The sequence below is a fragment of the Novosphingobium sp. YAF33 genome, from assembly GCF_052113265.1.
Taxonomy (GTDB): domain Bacteria; phylum Pseudomonadota; class Alphaproteobacteria; order Sphingomonadales; family Sphingomonadaceae; genus Novosphingobium.
In genome coordinates, this window is record NZ_JBFRCW010000002.1 from 19,776 (window position 1) to 42,053 (window position 22,278).

15 protein-coding genes are annotated in these 22,278 nt (G+C 65.3%); 8 read left to right on the top strand and 7 right to left on the bottom strand.

Annotated elements, in window-relative coordinates; genetic code table 11:
* The first annotated feature begins 44 nt into the window (after nt 1-44).
* Nucleotides 45-1,166, top strand: a complete 1,122-nt coding sequence (locus AB4Z00_RS04500) for a glycosyltransferase family 4 protein (protein ID WP_442045092.1) — start codon at nt 45-47, stop codon at nt 1,164-1,166.
* Here the strand turns inward: AB4Z00_RS04500 and glgX are convergent.
* The 5 genes from glgX to AB4Z00_RS04525 are packed head-to-tail and all read right to left on the bottom strand — an operon-like array spanning nt 1,102 to nt 10,258.
* Nucleotides 1,102-2,907 (bottom strand): glycogen debranching protein GlgX, encoded by a 1,806-nt coding sequence (glgX, locus tag AB4Z00_RS04505; RefSeq protein ID WP_442045093.1) that lies wholly within the window; start codon nt 2,905-2,907, stop codon nt 1,102-1,104. The genes AB4Z00_RS04500 and glgX overlap by 65 nt on opposite strands.
* A complete protein-coding gene (gene glgA / locus AB4Z00_RS04510) occupies nt 2,904-4,367 on the bottom strand; it encodes a glycogen synthase GlgA (RefSeq protein ID WP_442045094.1) in 1,464 nt (487 codons plus the stop codon). The genes glgX and glgA overlap by 4 nt, the downstream gene beginning before the upstream one ends.
* 46 nt (nt 4,368-4,413) lie before the next feature.
* Complete coding sequence (gene glgC, locus AB4Z00_RS04515; RefSeq protein ID WP_134093646.1) at nt 4,414-5,676, bottom strand: glucose-1-phosphate adenylyltransferase; 1,263 nt, start codon at nt 5,674-5,676, stop codon at nt 4,414-4,416.
* 29 nt (nt 5,677-5,705) lie between these two features.
* Nucleotides 5,706-7,880 carry a 1,4-alpha-glucan branching protein GlgB gene (glgB, locus tag AB4Z00_RS04520; protein WP_442045095.1) on the bottom strand — a complete coding sequence of 725 codons (2,175 nt, stop codon included), beginning with the start codon at nt 7,878-7,880 and terminating at the stop codon, nt 5,706-5,708.
* A complete protein-coding gene (locus AB4Z00_RS04525) occupies nt 7,877-10,258 on the bottom strand; it encodes a glycogen/starch/alpha-glucan phosphorylase (protein ID WP_442045459.1) in 2,382 nt (793 codons plus the stop codon). The genes glgB and AB4Z00_RS04525 overlap by 4 nt, the downstream gene beginning before the upstream one ends.
* 276 nt (nt 10,259-10,534) lie before the next feature.
* On the opposite strand from AB4Z00_RS04525, the gene AB4Z00_RS04530 reads away from it, so the two are divergent.
* On the top strand, nt 10,535-12,226 hold the full coding sequence (locus tag AB4Z00_RS04530) for an alpha-glucosidase (RefSeq protein WP_442045096.1): 1,692 nt from the start codon (nt 10,535-10,537) through the stop codon (nt 12,224-12,226).
* A gap of 97 nt (nt 12,227-12,323) precedes the next feature.
* Nucleotides 12,324-12,893 (top strand): nucleoside 2-deoxyribosyltransferase domain-containing protein, encoded by a 570-nt coding sequence (locus AB4Z00_RS04535; RefSeq protein ID WP_134093642.1) that lies wholly within the window; start codon nt 12,324-12,326, stop codon nt 12,891-12,893.
* Nucleotides 12,894-12,924: 31 nt separating this feature from the next.
* Here AB4Z00_RS04535 and AB4Z00_RS04540 read toward each other — a convergent pair whose 3' ends face one another.
* Complete coding sequence (locus AB4Z00_RS04540; protein ID WP_134093641.1) at nt 12,925-14,484, bottom strand: bifunctional GNAT family N-acetyltransferase/carbon-nitrogen hydrolase family protein; 1,560 nt, start codon at nt 14,482-14,484, stop codon at nt 12,925-12,927.
* 119 nt (nt 14,485-14,603) lie between these two features.
* Here AB4Z00_RS04540 and AB4Z00_RS04545 point away from each other — a divergent pair, with 119 nt between their 5' ends.
* Complete coding sequence (locus AB4Z00_RS04545; protein ID WP_132270035.1) at nt 14,604-14,870, top strand: hypothetical protein; 267 nt, start codon at nt 14,604-14,606, stop codon at nt 14,868-14,870.
* A gap of 158 nt (nt 14,871-15,028) precedes the next feature.
* Here AB4Z00_RS04545 and queF read toward each other — a convergent pair whose 3' ends face one another.
* Nucleotides 15,029-15,490: a preQ(1) synthase gene (gene queF, locus AB4Z00_RS04550; RefSeq protein ID WP_132270033.1), complete on the bottom strand. Its 462-nt coding sequence runs from the start codon at nt 15,488-15,490 to the stop codon at nt 15,029-15,031.
* Nucleotides 15,491-15,806: 316 nt separating this feature from the next.
* On the opposite strand from queF, the gene AB4Z00_RS04555 reads away from it, so the two are divergent.
* From AB4Z00_RS04555 to AB4Z00_RS04570, 4 genes are all read left to right on the top strand, one after another.
* Entirely contained in the window at nt 15,807-17,156 is a 1,350-nt protein-coding gene (locus AB4Z00_RS04555; protein WP_442045097.1) for a hypothetical protein, read from the top strand.
* 156 nt (nt 17,157-17,312) lie between these two features.
* Nucleotides 17,313-18,539 carry a cystathionine beta-lyase gene (gene metC / locus AB4Z00_RS04560; RefSeq protein WP_442045098.1) on the top strand — a complete coding sequence of 409 codons (1,227 nt, stop codon included), beginning with the start codon at nt 17,313-17,315 and terminating at the stop codon, nt 18,537-18,539.
* Complete coding sequence (locus AB4Z00_RS04565) at nt 18,536-19,624, top strand: mechanosensitive ion channel family protein (protein WP_442045099.1); 1,089 nt, start codon at nt 18,536-18,538, stop codon at nt 19,622-19,624. The genes metC and AB4Z00_RS04565 overlap by 4 nt, the downstream gene beginning before the upstream one ends.
* Before the next feature lie 948 nt (nt 19,625-20,572).
* Nucleotides 20,573-22,264 (top strand): amidohydrolase family protein, encoded by a 1,692-nt coding sequence (locus AB4Z00_RS04570; protein WP_442045100.1) that lies wholly within the window; start codon nt 20,573-20,575, stop codon nt 22,262-22,264.
* The last annotated feature ends 14 nt before the right edge of the window (nt 22,265-22,278 follow it).

The following is a 22,278-nucleotide window of genomic DNA, read 5'->3' on the forward strand; positions in this document are numbered from 1 at the left end:
CGTGCACGCGGCCGCTCTGCCTCGGCGCCAAGGCGGTTGATCTCGTGGCGGCGATCGACATCAACGGGAAGTTTCTCGGCGGCGGGCTCAACGGCGTACATCGCACGGCAGCGCACTATTCCTCTCAATTGATGAAGAGGATGGCGGACGAGCACGCGGTTCGTCTCCTGTCTCCCCATCATCCAGCTGACATGGCGCCGGAGTTTGCGGAACTAAGGCCAACCCAGGTTCGCGGCGCCTGGGGGCAGGGCCAGGGTTGGGAGATGGTGACCCTGCCCCGCCATGCGCGAGGCAATCTACTCGTCAACTTCTGCAACCTGGCGCCGCTGCTTCATGAGAACAGCCTTGTCATGATCCATGATGCGCAGACATTTCTTCATCCGGAGGACTATTCGGGGCGTCAAGCCGTGGCCTATCGGCGTCTCTTGCCGTGGATCGGCCGCCGGGCGCGGCGGATTCTCACCGTCTCGGAATTTGGCCGCGACACTTTGACCGCGTTTGGAATCGGGCCGCGGGAAAAGATCGATGTCGTGCATAACGGCACGGATCACTTGCTCTCCGTCACACCGGATCGCCGTGTTCTGGAACGTCACGCGCTGCGGCAAGGCGGCTATGTGCTCGTGATGGGCACGGCGAAGCGGTACAAAAATCTCTCCCGCATTTTCGAGGCGCTGCAACAGGGATTGCCCGGTGACACCAGGCTGGTCGTCGCCGGGGGGCCGGCAGCCGACGCATATCTTGCAAAGGGTTGGCGCCCGCCGCCAGGCACGACATTCACCGGCTTCGTGTCCGATCCGGAGCTGCGCGCGCTCTACGAAGGGGCGGCCGTTTTCGTTTTTCCATCCTTGACCGAGGGCTTCGGTCTTCCCCCGATCGAAGCCATGCATTGCGGCACGCCGGTTGTCTCGGCGCGGGCAGGCGCCATGCCGGAAGTTTGCGGCGATGCCGCCCTTCTCGTCGATGCCGAATCGGCCGGTTCATTCAGGGAGGCGATCCTGGCGGTTCTGGAAGGTCCCGCCTTAGGCCAGGCACTCTCCTCGCGCGGGCATATCCGCGCCGGCCAACTGACCTGGGACCATGCCGGCGAGCGGCTTCACGCGATCATTTCGAGGATACTTCGGGAAGACGCGCCATCCGAACGTCGCGGCCGGCCCGTTTCACGGTGACTCGCAAGTCGCCTGCCTGCCAGGCCAGCCAGTCAGCGCCCGGCGCCTCCCAATCCTGGAGGGACATCTCGGCGTCCTGTGCGTTCAGCCACCGCAGGTTCGGGGAGAGACGAGCGAACTGCCCCGGATGGGCGGCTCGAATGGCGGAAAGTCCGGCGACGTGATCTTCCAGCTCCCGGTCGCGGCTTTCCCAGTCAACCCAGCCGATGGCATTATCCTGGCAATAGGCATTGTTGTTGCCTTGCTGGGTTCGGCCGAATTCATCGCCGGCGGTCAACATGATGGTGCCCGTGGAGGCGAAAAGCGTGCCGAGCATCGCCTTCATGTCTGCGCGGCGGGCCGCCACTATGCCGRGCACGGATGTCGCACCCTCCGCACCGTTGTTCCAGCTGAAATTCTCACCGTGCCCGTCGCGGTTTTGCTCGCCATTGGCCCAGTTGTGGCGTTCCTGGTAAGATACCGTATCGGCCAATGTAAAGCCGTCATGAGCGGCCAGGAAATTGATCGAGCGGCAGGCACCTTCCATCGGTCCGAACAGATCGGACGAGCCTGCAAGCCGCGTCGCCAGTTTTCCAATACCCTCCTCTTGCTTCCAGAAACGGCGCACGTCGTCACGGAACCGATCGTTCCATTCCAGCCAGTTTGGCGGAAACCGACCGAGTTGGTAACCGGAAGGCCCGATGTCCCAAGGCTCTGCGATCATGACGCGGGTGGACAGGATCGGATCGGCCGCAATTTCCGCAAAGATCGGCGCTGCGGGATCGAATCCGGGGCCACGCGCGAGGATGGGGGCAAGGTCGAAGCGGAACCCGTCGACGCCGCAGGTTCCCGCGAAGTGCCGCATGGCATCGAGGGTCAGGCGGCGCACCGCCGGATTGGCGAAATCGAGAGTATTGCCGCAGCCGGTATCATTGATCAGCGATCCGTCCGGCGCATGGGCATAAGCTGCATTGTCGAGGCCGCGCAGGGAAAGGACGCCGCCCTCCACGTCGCTTTCGCCGCTATGGTTGAACACCAGGTCCAGCAGGACGCCGATGCCTTCGGCGTGGAGGGCCGCTACCGTCGATTGCAGCTCGGCAGTTCCGCCGGGGCAGAGGCCGGGATCGAGCGCCATCATCGCCACCGGATTATAGCCCCAGGCGTTGACGAGCCCGAGCGGCGGCAGGTGGCGCTCGTCGATCCAGGCGACGATCGGCATGAGTTCGACGGCCGTGACGTGCAGCTTCTTCAAGTGCGCGATCACGGCGGGATGAGCGAGCGCTGCTACGGTTCCACGCAAGGGTGCGGGCACTTCGGGATGGAGACGCGTGAAGGCCCGGACGTTGAGTTCGTAAACCAGGCCGCCGACGACGAAGCGCGGGGCCTCAACCAACGCGGGTTCGACGAGGGGAGGCACGAGCGCGCGCGGGACGATATCGGCGGTATCGTCGCCGAATGTAGCGAGCCTGGGGCTTTGGACGAAGCGGCGGTCTAGTTCCACGGCGTAGGGATCGACGAGCAGTTTTGCGGGATCGAACCAGAGCCCGCGCTCGGGTGCCCATTCGCCCTCCGCCCGATAGCCATAGCGCGCGCCGGTGAGGTCGCCCGGCAATTCAAGCACCCAGTTCGGGCCGTTTCGCACCATGGCGTAACGTCGTTCCCCCTCGCCGTCGAAGAGGCAGAGCCAGACTGTCGACGCAAGGGGACTGCGCAAGGCGAAGCGGGTCATGCCTTCGCAGACCGACACGCCGAGCGGGATCATGCTGTCAGGGCGCGGTAGAGGTCAGCATAGGCCTGGCCGCTGGCTTTCCATGAGAAGTCGCACTTCATCGCGTTCTTCTGGATCGTGCGCCACTGCTCAGCGCGGTTATAGAGGTCCACCGTACGGGTCAGTGCGGCTGCAAAAGCATCGTAATGGATGCCGTCGAATTGGACGCCGGTGGCTACGCCCGCGGCCAAAGCCGCCGGATTGGCATCGATCACGGTATCGGCCAGGCCGCCCGTGCGTGCCACCACCGGCACACAGCCATAAGCGAGACCATAGAGCTGCGTCAGGCCGCAAGGCTCGAACCGCGATGGCACCAGGATGGCGTCGCCGCCGCCCTGCATCCGGTGCGAGAGCGCTTCGTCGTAGCCGATCCGCACAGCGATGCGCCCTGGATGACGCGCAGCGGCCTGATGCAGGGCCTGTTCGATGGCGCTGTCGCCCGAACCCAGCAGGGCGAGGCGTCCGCCAAGGCCGACGAGGTGGTCGAGGACTTCCAGCAGGACATCCATGCCCTTCTGCCAGGTCAGCCGGGTAACGACGATGAACAGCGGCCCCTCGTCGATCTCCAGGCCGAATTCGGCTTCCAGCGCGCGTTTGTTGGCCGTGCGCCGCTCCAGCTTCTTCGCCTCGTAAGGGGCGGCCAAAGCCGGATCTCGCGACGGATCCCAGAGCGCGGTGTCGATGCCGTTGAGAATGCCGGACACTGCCCGCCCCCGCGCTACGATAAGGCCTTCCAGCCCCATGCCGAAGGCGGCGGAGCGGATTTCGCGGGCGTAAGTGGGGCTGACCGTCGTCACCGCATCGGCGCAGGCGAGACCGGCTTTCAGAATGCCGAGGCCGCCGTGATACTCGACCCCGTCGATCGACCAGGCCTCGCTCGGGAGGCCAAGGCGCGGGAAGACGTCAGCGCCGAACCAGCCCTGGAACGCCATGTTGTGGATGGTCACGATCGAGGGCACGCGGCCCGCCTCGCCGCCGAAAGGTGCGAAGTGGAGATAGGCCGGCGCCATGGCGGCCTGCCAGTCATGCGCATGGACGAGATCGAAGCGCCGGGGCTTGCCGCGGGCCACCATGGCCCCGCCGGCAATATCGGCAGCGGCGCGGCCGAGCGCCGAAAAACGCTGCCAGTTATCGCCCCAGTCCTGCCCCGCGACATCGGCATAGGGCGCACCGTCACGGGCATAGAGCGCGGGAGCATCGAGGACGAGCAAAGGATATCCGTCGATCTTGCCCGACAGCAGCCGCGCGGGAACGCCAAGCAGCGAATCCCAGGCATGTACGGAACGGGCGCGGCCGATCGCCTTCAGCACCGAGGGGTAGCCCGGCAAAAGCGTCGTCATTTCCACGCCATGGCCTGCCAGCGCGGCGGGAAGTGCGCCGACGACATCCGCGAGACCGCCGGTCTTGACCAGCGGCACCGCCTCGGAAGCTACGGACAGGACTTTCAAGCGCATTCCCCGCAGGCCGCGATCGCAGACATCACTCTCACAGGCATCACTTTCACAGATTCAGGCGATCGATCATGGGCTTGGTAATGAGGCAGACGCCATTATCCGTCCGGCGGAAGCGGCGGCCGTCGAGTTCAGGATCCTCGCCCACCACCAGCCCTTCCGGGATGCGCACTCCGGAATCGATCACCACGCGCGACAGGCGGGCATGGCGGCCGATGTTGCAATAGGGCAGGATCACCGCCTCGTTCACCGAGGAGAAGCTCCCCATCTTCACGCCCGTGAACAGCAGCGAGCGCCGCGCGAGCGAGCCGGAGACGATGCAGTCCTGGCTGATCAGTGAGGAAATCGCCTGGCCGCGCCGTCCTTCCTCGTCATGGACGAACTTGGCGGGGGCGGCCACGACGGTATCGGTCCAGATCGGCCAATCGCGGTCGTACATGTCGAGCTTGGGCACGGTGTCGGTCAGGTCGAGATTGGCCTCGAAATAGGCGTCGACGGTGCCGACGTCGCGCCAGTATTCCTCGATTTCCTCGGCAGCGCGGATGCAGGAATTGGTGAAGCGGTGCGCCTGCGCCTTTCCGTGCTTGACGATGTAGGGGATGATGTCCCCCCCGAAATCGCGCTTGGAATCCGGGTCGGCAGCGTCGCGTCGCAATTGCTCGAACAGGAACTCGGTGTCGAACACGTAGATGCCCATGGATGCCAAGGCATGGGCGGGATCGCCCGGAATCGAGGGGGGATCCTTGGGCTTTTCCAGGAACGAGGTGATCACGTCGTTCTCGTCGACATGCATCACGCCGAAAGCCCTCGCATCCTTGCGCGGCACCACCAGGCAGCCCACCGTCACGTCCGCGCCCGAATTGACGTGCTGCTGCAGCATCAATTCGTAATCCATCTTGTAGATGTGATCGCCGGCCAGGATGACCATGTACTTCGGGGTGTAGGAGGCGATGATGTCGATGTTCTGGAACACCGCGTCGGCCGTGCCTTCGTACCAGAGCAGCTCGGAAATGCGCTGGCTGGCGGGCAGGATGTCGAAGCTTTCGTTGCGTTCGGGCCGCATGAAGTTCCAGGCGCGGTTCATGTGCCGGATCAGGCTATGCGCCTTGTACTGCGTGGCCACGCCGATGCGGCGGATGCCGGAATTGATCGCGTTCGACAGGGCGAAGTCGATGATGCGGCTCATGCCCCCGAAATAGACCGCGGGCTTGGCGCGGTTGTCGGTCAGTTCCGCAAGTCGGCTGCCGCGCCCCCCTGCCAGCACATAAGCCATGGCATCGCGCGCGAGTGGCGATCCGGTCGGCGTCCTCATTGCACTCACTCTCCTTCGTGTCGCCGTTTTCAGCCGGCGTATTCGAGCATGATGGTTGCCAACGGCGGCAGTGTGACCATGGCATGACCGTCTGCGGCTTCGACCTGGCCCAGGTTGCCCTTGCCGGTTCCCCCGTAATGGGGAGAATCGCTGTTCAGGATCTCGTTCCATGTGCCGCCGCAAGGCAGCGGCAGTCTATAACCCGTGTGCATGGCCGGGGTCATATTCGAGATGATCGCGATCGGCGGCGCACCGGGCGCCTTGCGCAGCCAGGCGAAGACCGAATTCGCCGCATCGTCGACCACCAGCCATTCGAAACCGTCGCCATCGCAATCGCCGCAGTGAAGCGCGGGCTTGTCGCGGTAGAGGTGGTTGAGGTCCTTCACCAGGTTGCGGATGCCTTCATGTGCAGGGGCGTCGCGCAAGTCCCAGTCGAGCGCGCGTTCCTCGCTCCATTCGCGGCGCTGGGCGAATTCCTGGCCCATGAACAGCAGCTTCTTGCCCGGATAGCCCCACATCATGCCGTAATAGGCACGCAAGTTGGCGAATTTCTGCCAATCGTCGCCGCTCATCTTGTTCAGCAGCGAGCCCTTGCCATGGACCACCTCGTCATGGCTGAGCGGCAAGACGTAATTTTCGGAAAACGCGTAGACCAGGCCGAAAGTGATGTCGTTGTGGTGATAGCGCCGGTGCACCGGATCGCGTGCCATGTAGCGCAGCGTGTCGTGCATGAAGCCCATGTTCCACTTGAAGCCGAAGCCCAGCGCGGAGGCATGCTCGCCTTCCGGCACGTCATAGGCCGGCTGGGTGACGCCGGGCCATGCGGTCGATTCCTCGGCGATGGTGAAGACGCCGGGATACTGGCCGTAGAGCGCGCGGTTGGTGGCGCGCAGGAAATCCACCGCTTCCCAGTTCTCGCGCCCGCCCTGCTCGTTCGGGATCCACTCGCCGGCCTTGCGCGAATAATCGCGGTAGAGCATCGAGGCGACGGCATCCACGCGCAGGCCGTCGACGTGATAGCGATCGGCCCAGAACAGCGCGTTGTTGACGAGGAAGCTCTGCACCTCGCGCCGCCCGAAGTTGTAGATCAGGGTGTTCCAGTCCGGCTGGAAGCCCAGCCGCGGGTCCTGGTGCTCATAGAGCGCGGTGCCGTCGAAGCGGACCAACCCGTGATCGTCCTTGGGAAAATGCGCCGGCACCCAGTCCAGGATGACACCGATCCCCGCCCGATGCGCGCCGTCCACGAAACGCGCAAAGCCCGCGGGTTCGCCGAAGCGGGCGCTGGGGGCGTAGAGCCCGGTCGTCTGGTAGCCCCAGGACGGATCGTAGGGATGCTCGCTGATGGGCAGGAATTCGATATGGGTGAAGCCCATCTCAACGACATAGGGGATGAGCTTGTCCGCCATGTCGTCCCAATTGAGGAACCAGTTGAAGCGGTCGCGCTGCCAGGACCCGGCGTGGACCTCGTAGATCGAGACCGGCACCTTGCGCGGATCGACCGAGGCCCAGTGATCGCGATGGGCCTCGTCGCCCCATTCGAGCTTGGCGGGGTGAGCGGTCATCGACGCGGTGGCCGGGCGGATTTCCGACATGAAGGCGAATGGATCGGCCTTGAGCGGCTGCACGCTGCCGTCCGCGCCGACGATATGATACTTGTAGGCACGGTAATCGGCGATGTCGGGGATGAATATCTCCCAGACGCCGATGTCCTTGCGGCTGCGCATGATGTGGCGGCGGTGATCCCAGTCGTTGAAATCGCCCACCACGCTCACCAGGCGGGCGTTGGGTGCCCAGACGGCGAAATGGACCCCGTTGGCGCCCTCGTGCCGCATGATATGCGCGCCGAGCTTGTCGAACAGGCGAAAATGTGTGCCCTGCGCGATCAGCAGGTCGTCGACGGGGCCCAGCACCGGCCCGAACGTGTAGGGATCGGTAACCAGCCAGTCGCTGTCGCCGGCGGTGCAGCGATAGCGGACAGGCTGCGGATTGCCGAGCAGCTTGCCCTCGAACAGGAAGCGGTCGTCCACTTTGCCGAGCATGCCCAGCCGGCGGCCGTCCAGGCTGAAAGCCTCGACCGTCTCCGCGCCAGGCAGGATGGCGCGTGCGTAACACCCGTCAGGCCCGGGATGGAGGCCGAGAAGCGAGAAAGGATCGGCGTGAACGCCTTGCAGCAGGGACTCGATAGCGCTTTCGGGTGGCTTCACAGGACCTTCCAGATGTCTTTGGCATACTCGGAGATAGTCCGATCCGAGGAGAACCAACCGACATTGGCGATGTTCCTGATAGTTGCCGAACGCCAGCCCGCCATGTCTTCCCACCGCGCGTCGATCGAGCGCTGGGCGGCGGCATAGCTGTCGAAATCGGCAGCGCACATGAACCAGTCGTGGTCGTAGATGCCGCCGATGAGGTCCTTGTAGCGATCCGGGTCGTCGGGAGAGAAGACGCCCGAGGAAATCGCCGAGAGCGCCTGGCGCAGTTCGCGCGATCCGTCGATCACTTCGCGCGGGTTGTAGCCGCTCGCCCGCTTGGCTGCCACTTCTTCCGCCGTGAGGCCGAAGATAACGATATTGTCGTCTCCCACATGGTCCTTGATCTCGACATTGGCCCCGTCGAGCGTGCCGATGGTGAGAGCGCCGTTGAGCGCGAACTTCATGTTGCCGGTGCCGGAAGCTTCCATGCCCGCGGTCGAGATCTGTTCGGACAAGTCGGCCGCCGGGAAGATGCGCTCCCCCAGGCTGACGTTGTAATTGGGCACGAAGACCACTTTCAGCAGCCCGCCGACCGAGGGATCGGCATTGACGCGCCGGGCGATGTCATTGGCCAGTTTGATGACCAGCTTGGCGTTGTGGTAGCTCGGCGCGGCCTTGCCCGCGAAGATCTTCACGCGTGGCACCCAGTCCCGTTCGGGATGGCTGCGGATCTGGTCGTAGAGCGCCACCGTCTCGATCAGGTTGAGCAGCTGGCGCTTGTATTCGTGGATGCGCTTGATCTGCACGTCGAACAGGGCGTCGGGATCGAGCCGGATGCCCATCGTCTTCTTGATGTAGTCCGACAGCGCCACCTTGTTGGCACGCTTCACGTCGGCCACCCGCGCGCCGAACTGCGCATCGGCCGCGAAAGCGTTGAGCTCGGAGAGCTTTTCCGCATCGTCGAGGAAGCCGTCCCCGATCGCCTCGCGGATCACCGAGGTCAGCCCCGGATTGCACTGCTGCAGCCAGCGGCGCGGCGTGACGCCGTTGGTCTTGTTGTTGATCCGGTCGGGATAGAGCTTGTGAAGGTCCGCGAAGACCGTCTTCTTCATCAGGTCGGTATGAAGCGCGGCCACGCCGTTGACCGAATGGGCCCCCACGAAGGCCAGGTTGGCCATGCGTACGCGGCGCTCTCCGTTCTCGTCGATCAGCGAGATCGCCGAAATTTCGGCATCGCTGCAACCGGCCTTGCGTGCTTCGCGCAGGACGCGGCTGTTGATCGCGTAGATGATCTGCATGTGGCGCGGCAGCAGGCGCTCGAACAGCGGCAGCGGCCAGGATTCCAGCGCCTCCGGCAGGAGCGTGTGATTGGTATAGGACACCGTGCGGCGGCAGATGTCCCAGGCTTCGTTGAATTCAAGGCCGTTTTCATCGACCAGCAGGCGCATCAGCTCGGCGACGGCCACCGAGGGATGGGTATCGTTGAGCTGTATCGCCGCCTGCTCCGGCAGGGTGCGGATATCGCCCAGGTACTGGACGTGACGGCGCACGATGTCCTGGATCGAGGCGGCGGTGAAGAAATACTCCTGCCGCAGCCGCAGTTCCTGTCCGGCCGGGCTGGAATCCGCGGGATAGAGCACCCGCACGAGGCTGTCGGCGCGGACCTGCTCAGCTAGGGCGCCGAAGTGGTCGCCGGCGTTGAAGGCGTCGAGCTTGATCGGATCGAGCGGGCTGGCGGTCCAGAGGCGCAGGGTGTTCACGCGCTTGCCGCGCCAGCCGACCACCGGCGTGTCGATCGCGGTGGCCTCGACCTGTTCGGCCGGGTGCCAGAACACGCCGTCCCCTTCGGCCACGACCTCGCCGCCGAAACCGATGCGGTAAGTGCTCTCAAGCCGCTCGAATTCCCAGGGATTGCCGTGGGCCAGCCAGGTTTCCGGCAGCTCGACCTGCCAGCCGTCGTCCACGCGCTGGCGGAACATGCCGTTCACGTAGCGGATGCCATAGCCGTAAGCCGGGATATCCAGCGTGGCGAGGCTCTCCATGAAGCAGGCCGCCAGACGGCCGAGACCGCCGTTGCCGAGCGCCGCATCGGGTTCCAGTTCCTCCAGGGCCGCAAGGTCGAGCCCGTGGGCCTTCAACGCGGCTTCGAACTCGCGGGTCATGCCCATGTTCGAGAGCGCGTCGCGCAGCAGGCGACCGATCAGGAACTCCATCGAGAGATAATAGACCCGCTTGCCCTGGGAATCGTAAGTGCGGCGGGTGGAATCGATCCACTTCTCGATGATTTCGTCACGCAGGGCGAGGATCGAGGCGGTGTACCAGTCATGCTGCTTGGCCGCCCGTTCGTCCTTGCCGACGCGCTGGCGAAGCACCCTGACGATGTGCTTGTCCATTTCCGAGGGCGCTTCGGCCTTGCTGTTGGAAACAGGTTCGGTCGCCACGGGCACACTCCTGGTATTGGACGTGCAGGATGCTTTGAAAAACCCTGCAATCCGTATGGTTTAGCGTCAGGCAAGCAAAAGCGGACCGCTGCACTTTCCCGCGCTTCCCGATCATGGCTAGCACAGCGCCCGCTTGCGGCAAGGGGCATTGTGCAGTGCCGCAAAAAATTCGCGCCGGGCTGCCCCGCTGGTGATATGATCGCCCGCAAATACCCGCGAAAGGTGCTCATGAGCCTGATCGAATCCGACGTCGCCCCAACCCCTTCCATTCCTGGCGCCGCTTCCGGCCTTCCCTCCGCTTCTCCAGCCCTCGATTCGTCCCGTTCCCCCTGGTGGCAAGGCGCGGCGATCTACCAGATCTATCCGCGCAGCTTCCAGGATTCCAACGGCGACGGCGTGGGCGATCTTCCCGGCATCACCCGCCGCCTGCACCATGTCGCCCGGCTGGGCGTGGACGCGATCTGGATTTCGCCCTTCTTCACTTCTCCGATGCGCGACTTCGGCTACGACGTGGCGGACTATTGCGGGATCGACCCGGTCTTCGGCACCATGGCCGATTTCGACGCCCTGGTTGCCCACGCTCACGACCTGGGCCTCAGGGTCATCATCGACCAGGTCTATGCCCATACCTCGGACCTCCATCCCTGGTTCGCGGAAAGCCGCTCGGACCGCGGGAATCCCAGGGCGGACTGGTACGTCTGGCACGATCCCCGCGAAGACGGCACCCCGCCCTGCAACTGGCAATCGGTGTTCGGCGGCCCGGCCTGGACCTGGGATGGCCGCCGCCGCCAATATTACATGCATACTTTCCTGAAGGAGCAGCCGCAGCTCAACATGCACAATCCCGCGGTGCAGGACGCGGTGCTGCAGGCGGCCCGGTTCTGGCTGGAGCGCGGCGTGGACGGCTTCCGGCTGGACGCGCTCAACCACGCGATGCACGATCCGCTGCTGCGCGACAATCCTCCCGCCCCGGCCGACGGCCGCCTCCGCACCCGCCCCTTCGACTTCCAGCTCAAGACCTACAGCCAGTCCCACCCCGACATGATCGGCTTCGTCGAGCGGTTGCGGGCGGCCTGCGACGAATATGGCGCCATCCACACCGTGGCCGAGATCGGAGGAGACCATCCGCAGGCGGACCGGCGCGCCTATACCGCCGGGGAACACCGGCTGAACAGCGCCTATGGTTTCGATTTCCTCTACGCCCCCGCCCTCACCGCCCGCTTCGTGGCCGAGACCTTGCAGCGCTGGGAGCTTGCCCCGGACGAGAACGGCGGCTGGCCGAGCTGGGCCTTCGAAAATCACGACGCCCCCCGCGCCCTCTCCCGCTGGTGCGTGCCCGAACACCGGGGTATCTTCGCCCGGACGAAGATGGCCCTGCTCATGGCCCTGCGCGGCAATGTGATCCTCTACCAGGGCGAGGAGCTGGGGCTGCTTCAGGACGAGATCGCCTTCGAGCAGTTGCAGGACCCCGAGGCCATCGCCAACTGGCCGCTGACCCTCTCGCGCGACGGTGCCCGCACGCCGCTGCCCTGGGAGGACCTCCCCCTCGGCGGCTTCACGCCGGTGTCGCCCTGGCTGCCGCTTTCCGCCGAGAATCTCACCCGCGCAGTCGCCATCCAGGAGAGCGATCCCGCCTCGCTGCTCCATTTCACGCGCAAGCTGCTGGCCCTGCGCCAGGCGAGCCCGGTGCTGCGGCAAGGCGCGCTGGAGGATCTCGCCTGCGACGGCGAACTGCTGTCCTTCCTGCGCGTGGACGGGGAGGAGCGCCTGCTCTGCCTGTTCAATCTCTCGCCCGAGCCGCTGACTCCCAGCCCCGCACTCCAGGCCCTTGCGGTGCAGGGCGATATCGTTCTTGCCATCAACGGGGCGACGCCGGCAGCCCTCCCGCCTTACGGCGTGCTCTGGGTGAAGGCCCGATAAGGAAGGGGCGCGAAGAACTGCCACTGCCGCCCTTCCGGCACGCGCCGACCAACGATTTCGCTGGCTGGCACGGCTGCGCATTGTCTAGAGGGCCGGCATGATCAAAGCGCCTTCCCTTGCCCTGCTGCTCTCCGCGCTCGTGCTTTCCGTGGCTCCCGCTGCGGCCCTGGCGGAAACCGCCGTGGTGACTTCGCCCGAGCCGCTTCCGCCCCGGCACGATCGCCCGCGGGTGTTCCTGGGAGGCAGCATCGACATGGGCGCCGCGCCCGACTGGCAGAAGCAGGTGATCGAGGCGCTTCGCGGCGAGGACGTGGTCCTGCTCAATCCGCGCCGCCCGGACTGGAACCCAGCCTGGAAGCCCGAGGCCGGCGAGCCGGAGTTCCGCCGCCAGGTCGAATGGGAACTGGCCGCGCTCGACAGTGCCGACGTGATCGTGCTCTACCTCGCGCCCGGATCGCAAAGCCCGGTGAGCCTGCTGGAACTGGGGCTGCACGCCCGCTCCGGCAAAGTCGTGCTGCTCTGCCCGCCGGGTTTCTGGCGCAAGGGCAATGTCGACATCACCGGCGCGCGATACGGCGTGAAGCAGGTGGCCAGCCTCGACGAACTGATCGCCGAGACGCGCCTGCGCGTGGCGGCAGCAGCGCGGGGCCTCAAGCCCCGGAAATGACCCGCGCCGCCCGATACCGCGCTTCCGCTTCCTACTGCTGCGTCCATTCCACCCGGTAGAGGTCGAAGCGCCGGTCCTTCAGGTTCTGCACCGCGCCTGACTGACGGGCCGTGAGCAGCGCATCCAGGCTGAGGTCGGCGATGGCGATCGTCTCGGTATTGGCCGCGGTGTCCGCCGCCACGCCGTCGCGCGCGAAGGGGAAATCGGACGGCGTAAGGATCGCGCTTTCCGCGTAGTGGACGTCCATGTTCTCCACGTTGGGCAAGTTGCCGACCACGCCCGAGGTCACGACGTAGCACTGGTTCTCCACCGCCCGGGCCTGGCAGCAATACCGCACGCGCAGGAAACCGCGGCGCTCGTCGGTGCAGAACGGCACGAACAGCATCAGCGCACCCTGGTTCACGAGGTGGCGGGAAAGCTCGGGGAACTCGCTGTCATAGCAGATCATCACGCCGATCGGGCCGCAGTCGGTGGGGATCACGTTGGCGCCGTAGCCGCCCTTGATGTTCCACCAGCGTCGCTCGGACGGGGTGGGATGCAGCTTCTGCGTCTCGTGCACCGCACCGTCGCGCAGGAAGGTATAGGCGATATTGCGGATCTCGCTCTTGCCCTGGCCCAGCTTGACGCGGGTGGGATGCGAGCCGCCGATGATGTTGATGTTGTAGCTCACCGCCATGCGCTGCATGAATTCCACGAAGCGCTCGGTGTAGTCCGCGATCTTCTCGATCGCAGCGGCGGGTTCCAGCTTGGTCTCCTCGATCGACAACAGCTCCAGCGTGAACAGCTCGGGGAAGACCACGAAATCGCTCTCGTAATCGGCGGCCACGTCGATCCAGTATTCCACCTGCTCCTCGAACTGGTCGATCTGCTCGATCTTGCGCATCATGAACTGGACGGTGGCCACCCGCACGGTCGAAGGCACGCGCTCCTTGAAGCCGGGCACCGCCTTGCCCGTATCGCGCGGGGCGAGCGGGTTGGTCCAGTACATCAGGACGGCGTTGCCGCCACTTTCCTTGTCGTTCGGGATGTAGTCCGGCAGAATTTCGCGCGGCTCGTAACCCTCGTTCATCTGGAACTGGATCACCTGGTCGCGCACTTTCTTGTCGCGCACGGCCTGGAGATAGTCGGCCGGGTCGGGATATTGGCGCATGCGCCGCGAATAGCCCGGCATGCGCCCGGCGAAGGCGATGCCCTTCAGTTCGAAATACTGGCAGACTTCCTTGCGCTTGCGATAGAGCCGCTGGCCGATGCGCAGGCGGCGGTAATCGGGGTCCACGCAGACCTCGAAGCCGTAGAGCACGTCGCCATCGTCCGAAGGCGGGCGGCCGTAACCACCATTGCTGATCTCCTCCCAGGTATGCGGGCGGAAGGCCTGGGCGGCGGTGACGATCATCGTCGCGCAGTGGCCGACGACCTTGCCGTCATATTCGGCGACGAACTGTCCTTCCGGAAAATTGATGACCTGGCCCCGGATCTCGGCGCGGGTGAAGGCATCGGCCTTGCCGTAGACTTTCACCGAGAGCCGCGCGATCGCGGGTGCATCCGCTACAGTGGCGGGGCGGATGATGAGCTTGGCTTTTGTCTGGTCCATGAAGGCGTTTCCTACGCATGAGACCGGCAGAGGTTCCAGCCTCGAAAATGACTCTTTTCCCGTCGCTTGCGGGATATTTTCGGCCGGGCGCCCGTTATCCCCTTCGAAAGGAGAGACGAATGAGCGCTACACTCATTGCCCTCGCCCTGTTTGGCTGCAGCGATGACGGATCAGCTTGCGAGAGGCTATCGACGCCTGTGCAAACTTACGAATCGCGCGCCGAATGTACCGCACGCCTCGATGACGCCCTGGCTACGGAAGCCGCGTTGAAGGCGGAAGCGCCCACGGTTTACGCCCAGTGCCTGAGCAACCGCCAGATGGCCTCGCTTGGCAAGGGAACTGTCGATCTCAGGCGCGTGAATGGCGTACAGTTCGCCGCCAGATAGCGTTACGTAACCCGGCACGGACCTTGGGAAGCGAGAGGGCAACTTCTCGCGAAACCCTGAGGGAAAGCCCGGGGCATAGGGGCGTCGGCACAAGCCGGCGCCCCTGCTCATCATACCGGAACCGAAAAACGGGGCCCGGCATGGGCTGACCGGGCCGGTCAGCCGCGGCCGCGGTAACCCTGCACGCCCTGGTCGGGAACCCAGAGCCCTTCCGGCGCCGCGCCGGATTGCCAGAACACGTCGATGGGAATGCCGCCGCGCGGATACCAGTAGCCGCCGATGCGCAGCCAATGGGGCTTCATCTCGTCGAACAGGCGCTGGCCGATACCGACGGTGACGTCCTCGTGGAAGCCGTTGTGGTTGCGGAACGCGCCGAGGAACAGCTTGAGGCTCTTGGATTCGACGATGGTTTCGCCCGGTGCATAGTCGATCACCAGGTGCGCGAAATCGGGCTGGCCGGTAACCGGGCAGAGCGAGGTGAATTCCGGCGCGGCGAAGCGCACCAGATAGAGGCTGCCCTGGCGCGGGTTCGGCACGTAGTCCAGCACGGCGTCTTCGGGAGACGTCGGCAGCGCACTGTTCTGGCCCAGATGCAGCGGAGTCATGGTGGTGTCAGTCATGATGCCATTGATAGGTGCCCCGGCGCCGCGCTTCAAGCCATGCGACCGAGACGGCGACGGGGAGCGGGACCGGAACCGTGACGGGCATCCGGCCCTGCAATGCGAGCCGCCGCAAGTGCGGCGGGGAAATGCGCCAAGGGCGCGATTGCCCGCGCGCCCAGCATTGGGCTATGATCGCTCACGTCTCGCCGCGCTGGAGCGGAGCATTAACCGCGGGTTCAGCGCATGGTCTAATGTGGGGCTGGGAGTTTGATGCGGGGCCGATGTGACTAAATTCGCGACACCACTTTCACGCGCGGCACTTGCGCTCGGCCTCATGGCGGGACCGACGACGGCTTTCGCGCAATCGACCTGGAGCCTGCCGCCCGGCCAGCAGGAAGGCCAGGGCGCGCCGCGCCCGCAAGGTCCGGTGGACCCGCAGAACCCCACCGTCACCCCGCGCGACACCGCTCCCGATGCACCGGCCGCAGCCCCCGCCGCAGCGCCCACTTCGCGGCCCACACCGGTGCCGACCATCGCCGCCCCGCCGCCGCCCGCCGCGCGCGCCAGCGACCGCCCGCAGCCACGTGCGACCCAGCCAGCCGCCACGGCCACGCCCGCTCGCCCGGTGGAGCCATCGCGCACGGAACCCGCCGCCGCCGCGCCCTCACCCGCGGTCACCCCCTCGGCCCAGTTGCCGGCCCAGCCGCTGGCACCCGCTCCCACGCCGACAGCGAGCGAAAGCGCCGCTCTGCCGGCCCAACCTTCCGCCGCGCCGGAAGCGGACCTCGCAAGCCCGCCCGCAGCCACGCCGCATTGGCCGGAATGGTGGCTGGCCATCCCCGCTGCCCTGGTCGCGGCCGGGGTCGGCGTCTTCCTGCTCCTTCGCCGCCGCCGCGCACCTGCCACGGCCTGGGAAGAAGCCGGTCTCGAACCTGAAGCCGAGCCTGAGGACGAAGTCGTCCAGGAGACGGCCGATGCCCCTGTCGCAGCCGCCGCCATCGCCGCGCTCGATCCCGTAGCCCCCGTTTCGCCGGCCCCCCGCGTGCAGCCGCTGCGCAATCCCGAGCCGCAATCGCCGTCGCAGCCGGCACCAGCTGCGATACCGGCCCCTAACCCGGCGCCGGCAAGGGCCCCGGCGCCGTCCGGTCCGGGCGTGATCGCAGTCGATTTCGAACCCGTGACGCTGCGCCTGTCGCTCGTTTACGCCACGCTGCAATACCGCCTGACCTTGGCCGCGCCGGAAAGCGGCCTTGCCGAGCCCTGGCGCGTGCTGGGCGACATGATCTCCGCTCACGCCTCGCTATCGCAAGTGGAGCAGCTCGCGCCCGAACCTGCCGCCTTGCCGCTGCGCCACACCCTCGAAGCGCTCGCCCCCGGCGAAACGCGCACGTTCAAGGGCGAACTGCAATTGCCGCTCAACGCGATTCGCGTGATGCGCCAGGGACAGGCCAGCCTCTTCGTGCCGCTCGTGCGCCTGTGCCTCGTGGACGAGCATGGCCATGCCGAGCGCCGCGTGTTCTCGCTGGGCGTTCCGGGCGAAGGTCCGGATCCCGCGACTGTCCGGCTCGCCCCCATCCGCCTCGACACCGGCCCTCGCGACCATGCCGCGATCGCCGCCCGGGAAGTCGAAGCCGCGCGCGACATGGGCCAGGATCCCAATTCCCCGATGCGCCGCCTCGCCTGATTCTCAGGCATGCCAAAGCCTGAGCGGGCCAATTTCCGCTTCGGCCACCTTGCCCCGTCAGACAGCCGGCGCCATCGCGGCGTCCGCCGGCCGTCTTGCCTCTCGACCCCTGCCCCGCGGGGCGGTAGTGCTGGAAGCGCAAGAGCGGAGAGCACTTTGAGCGATTTGGACAATTTCGACGACCTCGCCCCATTCACCAAGCTGGTCGGCGGAGGCCGCCGCAAGGAGTGGACCGGCGCCGTCGTCAACCCGCCGGTCTGGCGCGCGAGCACGCATCTCTACGAAAACACCGCCGCACTCGCCGAAGGCCCGCGCCGCAACGAAGACGGCCGGTTCTTCTACGGCCGCCGCGGCGCTCCCACGCAATGGGCGCTTTGCGAGGCCCTGACCAAGATCGAGCCCGGCGCTCACGGTACGGTCATCTATCCCTCGGGCGTCGCCGCGATCGCCGGAGTCATGCTCGCGCTGCTTCGTCCGGGCGACGTCGTGCTCATCACCGACAATGCCTACGACCCCACCCGCTCGATGGGCACCGGCATGCTTGCCGACTTCGGGATCGAGACCCGCTTCTACGATCCGCTCGACATTCCCGCCTACGAAGACTTGTTCTGCGAACGGACCCGCGCCGTCCTGATCGAGGCGCCGGGCAGCCTGTCGATGGAAGTCTGCGACGTTCCCGAACTGGCCCGCATCGCGCGCGAGAAGGGCGCCGTCTCCGTTCTGGACAACACCTGGGCCAGCCCGCTCGGTTTTGCCGGACTGGAAAAGGGCGTGGACGTGACCGTCATGGCGCTCACCAAGCATGTCGGCGGCCATTCGGACCTGATGATGGGCAGCGCCAGCGCGGGCGAGGAACTCTATGAAAAGCTGCGCAAACGCGCGCAGGATCTCGGCATCGTCGTCTCGCCTGACGACGCGGCGCTGGCCCTTCGCGGGCTGCGCACCCTGGGCGTGCGTTTGCGCCAGGAAGCCGAATCCGCGCTGAAGATAGCGCGCTGGCTGGAAGCTCGCCCGGAAGTGGCGCAAGTGCTCTGTCCGATGCTGCCCGGCTCGCCCGGCCACGACATCTGGACGCGCGACTTCACTGGCGGCTGCGGCCTCTTCAGCTTCGTGTTCAACGGCGGCACCATGGCCGACCGCAACCGTTTCATCGACGCCCTGAACCTCTTCGCCATCGGCTATTCCTGGGGCGGATTCGAAAGCCTGGTCGTGCCGATCGAGCCGACCCGGCACCGCGAGATCATGCCCTGGCCTCCGGGCCAGCACGAGCCGTCCGACCACTACGGCGTGCGCCTCGCCGTCGGGCTGGAGGACACGGACGATCTCATTGCCGATCTCGAACAGGCGCTCGCGGCCATGAAGCGGACCGGCGCGGCGACATGACCAACCCGGTCGTCCGCATGGTGATGCCCAGCCCGACGCCGTCGCCCAGCGGCACGGCTGAGGCTGCGACCCATGCGGCAGGCCGTACGGGGGCAGACCAGCCGCTGGCGGGAGCGGACGGCCTCAAGAACGCAGTCACCTCGCACGGCGGCTTTCTCAGCGACCTGGTGGACACGCTGGACCGGCTGGCGGTGCAGGTCGGCTCCAGCAGGATTTCGGTCTGGGATCTCGTCGTCCTGCTTTTCGTGCTGGGGCTGGTCATCTCCATCGCCTGGGGCGCAAGCCGCCTTTCCAGCCGTGTGCTCCGCTCGGCAACGGGGCTCGACCAGACCCAGCGCCTGCTGGCGGAAAAGCTGGTCAGCCTGCTGATCTGGACGATCGCGATCCTCGTCGGCATCGACGTTCTGGGCATAGACCTCACCGCACTGACAGTATTCTCCGGCGCCTTCGGCCTTGCCATCGGCTTCGGCCTGCAGAAGACGTTCGGCAACCTGATCGCCGGAATCATCCTCCTGATGGACAAGTCGATCAAGCCCGGCGACGTCATCACCATCACGGACGCCGCCGGAATGTCCACTTTCGGCCAGATCCGCCGTATCGGCATCCGCGCCGTATCGCTGACCACGCGCGATCAGAAGGAGTACCTGATCCCGAACGAAAACCTGATGATCAATCAGGTCGAGAACTGGTCCTATTCGAGTAAGAACGTGCGTATCCAGGTTCCTGTGGTCATGCCCTACGCCTGCGATATCGAACGCGTGGAACATCTCATGCTGGACGCTGCCAAGTCGGTAAAACGCGTCCTGGCCGCCCCGCCGCCCACCGTCTGGCTCGACAGTTTCGCCGAGCGCGGCGTCAGCTTCGTGATCCACGTCTGGATCACCGACCCCGAGGAAGGCGTTGGAAATGTGCGGTCCGACGTCTTGAAGGCGCTCTGGCGCCTCATGCGCGAGCAAGGCATCGAAGTCCCCTACCCCCAGCGCGACCTCAACGTGCGCGACACCGAAACGATGCGCCATGTGATCGACGCGCTGCGTGGAACACACCAGACGCCCTCACCCACTGACCCCTCGGTTTCAACCTGATCTCCTCCCTCCTGCAGGGCACCTTCTGTATCCTAATTCGCCCCTAACTGTCGGCGTGAACCAATTAGGATACACTTTTTGAGATACAGCGCGCTGGAACGAGCAGGAGCCGCGCACGGCGAAGCCGAAAGCACCGTTGACCATCGGGCAGATCCGAGCCGCCGATTCCGCTCGAGCAGTTGCTCGGCTTGCGGACACCACTCGGGGGTTGACGTTCCTGGTCGGTCCCAAGGGCGGAGTATGGCAATGGCAGGGGCGGGTGAATGGAACGCGACGCAAAATCCATGGGGGCCGCTTCGAAAGAGGCATGGGCGTAACTTGGACAGAGCATCAACTACCCGGTCATGTCAGCCGAATATACGACTAATTATTAGGGATATGTTTCTCTTAAAGGTTCTCACGCCTCGGCATTGCTCAGACGGTGCAACGCCCGGAAAAAGGTAATAAACTCTGGAATCTCGCGGTCGGTGCGCAATTTATATGCGACGCGGTCAAGCCGAACTGACGGACCAAATTTTTCCTGCCAAGTACATACATCATAGCCGCCATTAATACTCGGCAATGCGATTCACATACAATAAATTTCAATTGCCTATGATTGAAGAACCTCGGGTTTACGTCTTAACGCCTTGATATCCACGCCTAGCTTCACCGACAGCCTGCCACATAGCTTGCATCATTATTTCAAAAATCGGCTGAAATTGCGACGCACTAGATTGACAACTAAATTGGTTGAGAATACCCGCAGCTGATGGGGCGGAACCCTTAAGGCGGAATGCCGGGGTTCCGATCCGAGGCGACAACGCCAGGCCCTCCATTTTCCCAGCTTCGCAGCTAATTCAGGGGGTCGTTTTGCAACGCGCTTTTCTGCGCTCTGCCGTTCTGGCGGCAGCCGCCTTTACTACGTACTCAGCCGCGGGATCGCCCAGCAATGATCCTGTTGCCATAATGGGCGCTACGGTTTTTGACGGAACGGGCGCGCCGCCCCTTAAGGCCGACGTGCTGATCGAGAACGGCCGCATTTCGCAAGTCGGCCCAAACCTACGCTTGCCGGCCGGAACCCGCAAGATCGCCGCGCGCGGTGCAGCCCTGCTGCCGGGACTCTTCGACCTCCATTCGCACTGGACGCCTTCGGGGGTTCCGGCGACGACACCCCAGATCGCAACCGCTTATCTTAAGAGCGGTGTGACCTCGGTGAGTGATTTTCACGAACAACCGGAATCCTATCTTCCACGCCGCGAGTGGCTGGCGCAAATCGCCTCGCCCCACGTCGCTTTCGCCGCCCGTATCAGCACGCCGGGCGGCCACGGTGCCGACTGGGGCGATCAGGCGACGACCATCTGGATCAATACGCCGGAGGCCGCTCGGGCCGCGGTGAAGAGCCTGCTTCCCTACAAGCCCGACTTCATCAAGGCTTTCGCCGACGGCTGGCGCTACGGCACCGCCGCCGACAACACCAGCATGGACGAGGCGACGCTTACGGCGCTCTCCTCGGCGGCCCATGCGGAGGGTCTCGAAGTGCTGACGCATACCGTCACCGTCGATCGCGGCCTCGCCGCCGCGCGAGGGGGCGTAGATTCACTCGCGCACTCGATGCAGGATCGCCGGCTCGATGCGGAGGACATCGCCTCGATCCGCAAGTCCGGCATGGCGGTGATCCCTACTTTGGCCGTCTACGAGCCACAAAAGCCCGGCAGCGCGCCGCGCGACCGTAGCGATCCCAAAGTCGCGCGGTCCTTCACCAAGTTCGACAATGCGCTCTACAATGCCAAGGCCCTGTTCGACGCAGGCGTGCCGATCGGCGTCGGCACCGATGCCGGGATGCCTGACACGCCCCACGGCGCCTCGACCATCCGCGAACTGGAACTGCTGGTGCGGGCAGGCCTCTCGCCCTCACAAGTGCTGACCGCCGCCACTTCGGTCAGCGCGCACATCCTGCATCTGGACCAGGATCGCGGCACAATCGCGCCAGGCAAGCGCGCCGACCTCATCCTGGTCAAAGGCAAGCCCTGGCAAGACATCGCCGACATTCACAAGATCGATCGGGTCTTCATCGACGGCAAGCTCGTGCTCGGTTCCGGTGCCCCCGCCCTGCCCCTCGCAAATCGCAGCGATCGCCTGCCTTCGGCACAAGTCGCTCCTCTCGTGGACGATTTCGAACGCGCGGACGGCCGCTCCAGCCTCGATACCCTGCGCCTTGAAACGGGCGACGGCGGGCTCGACCGTACAGTGGAGATTTCGCAAGTCGTTCCCCGCGACGGCGGCGGCCACGCCCTGCTGGTCTCGGCCCGCATGGCTCAAAAAGCGGAGGCCTACGCCGGCGTAGCCATTCCCCTGACGCGCGGTTCCGTCCGCCCGGTCGACCTCCATCGATACAAGGGAATCCGGATGGAAGTGAAGGGCGCCGGTTCCTACAGCCTCCAGTTCAACGGCCTTGACGGCCGATGGACCAAGGACATCCAGGCCGGTGACGACTGGACTTCCATCGACGTGCCCTTCAGCGAACTCAAGGCCGTTGCCACCCGCAAAGGCGCCGGCGCCGCCTGGACCAGCGACGGCATCGTCCAGGTCGAAATCGGCACCCAGCGCGGACCGGGCGAGCGCATCGCGTTCCAGGTCGACGAGCTCCGTTTCTACTGACCGCAGCCGCACCA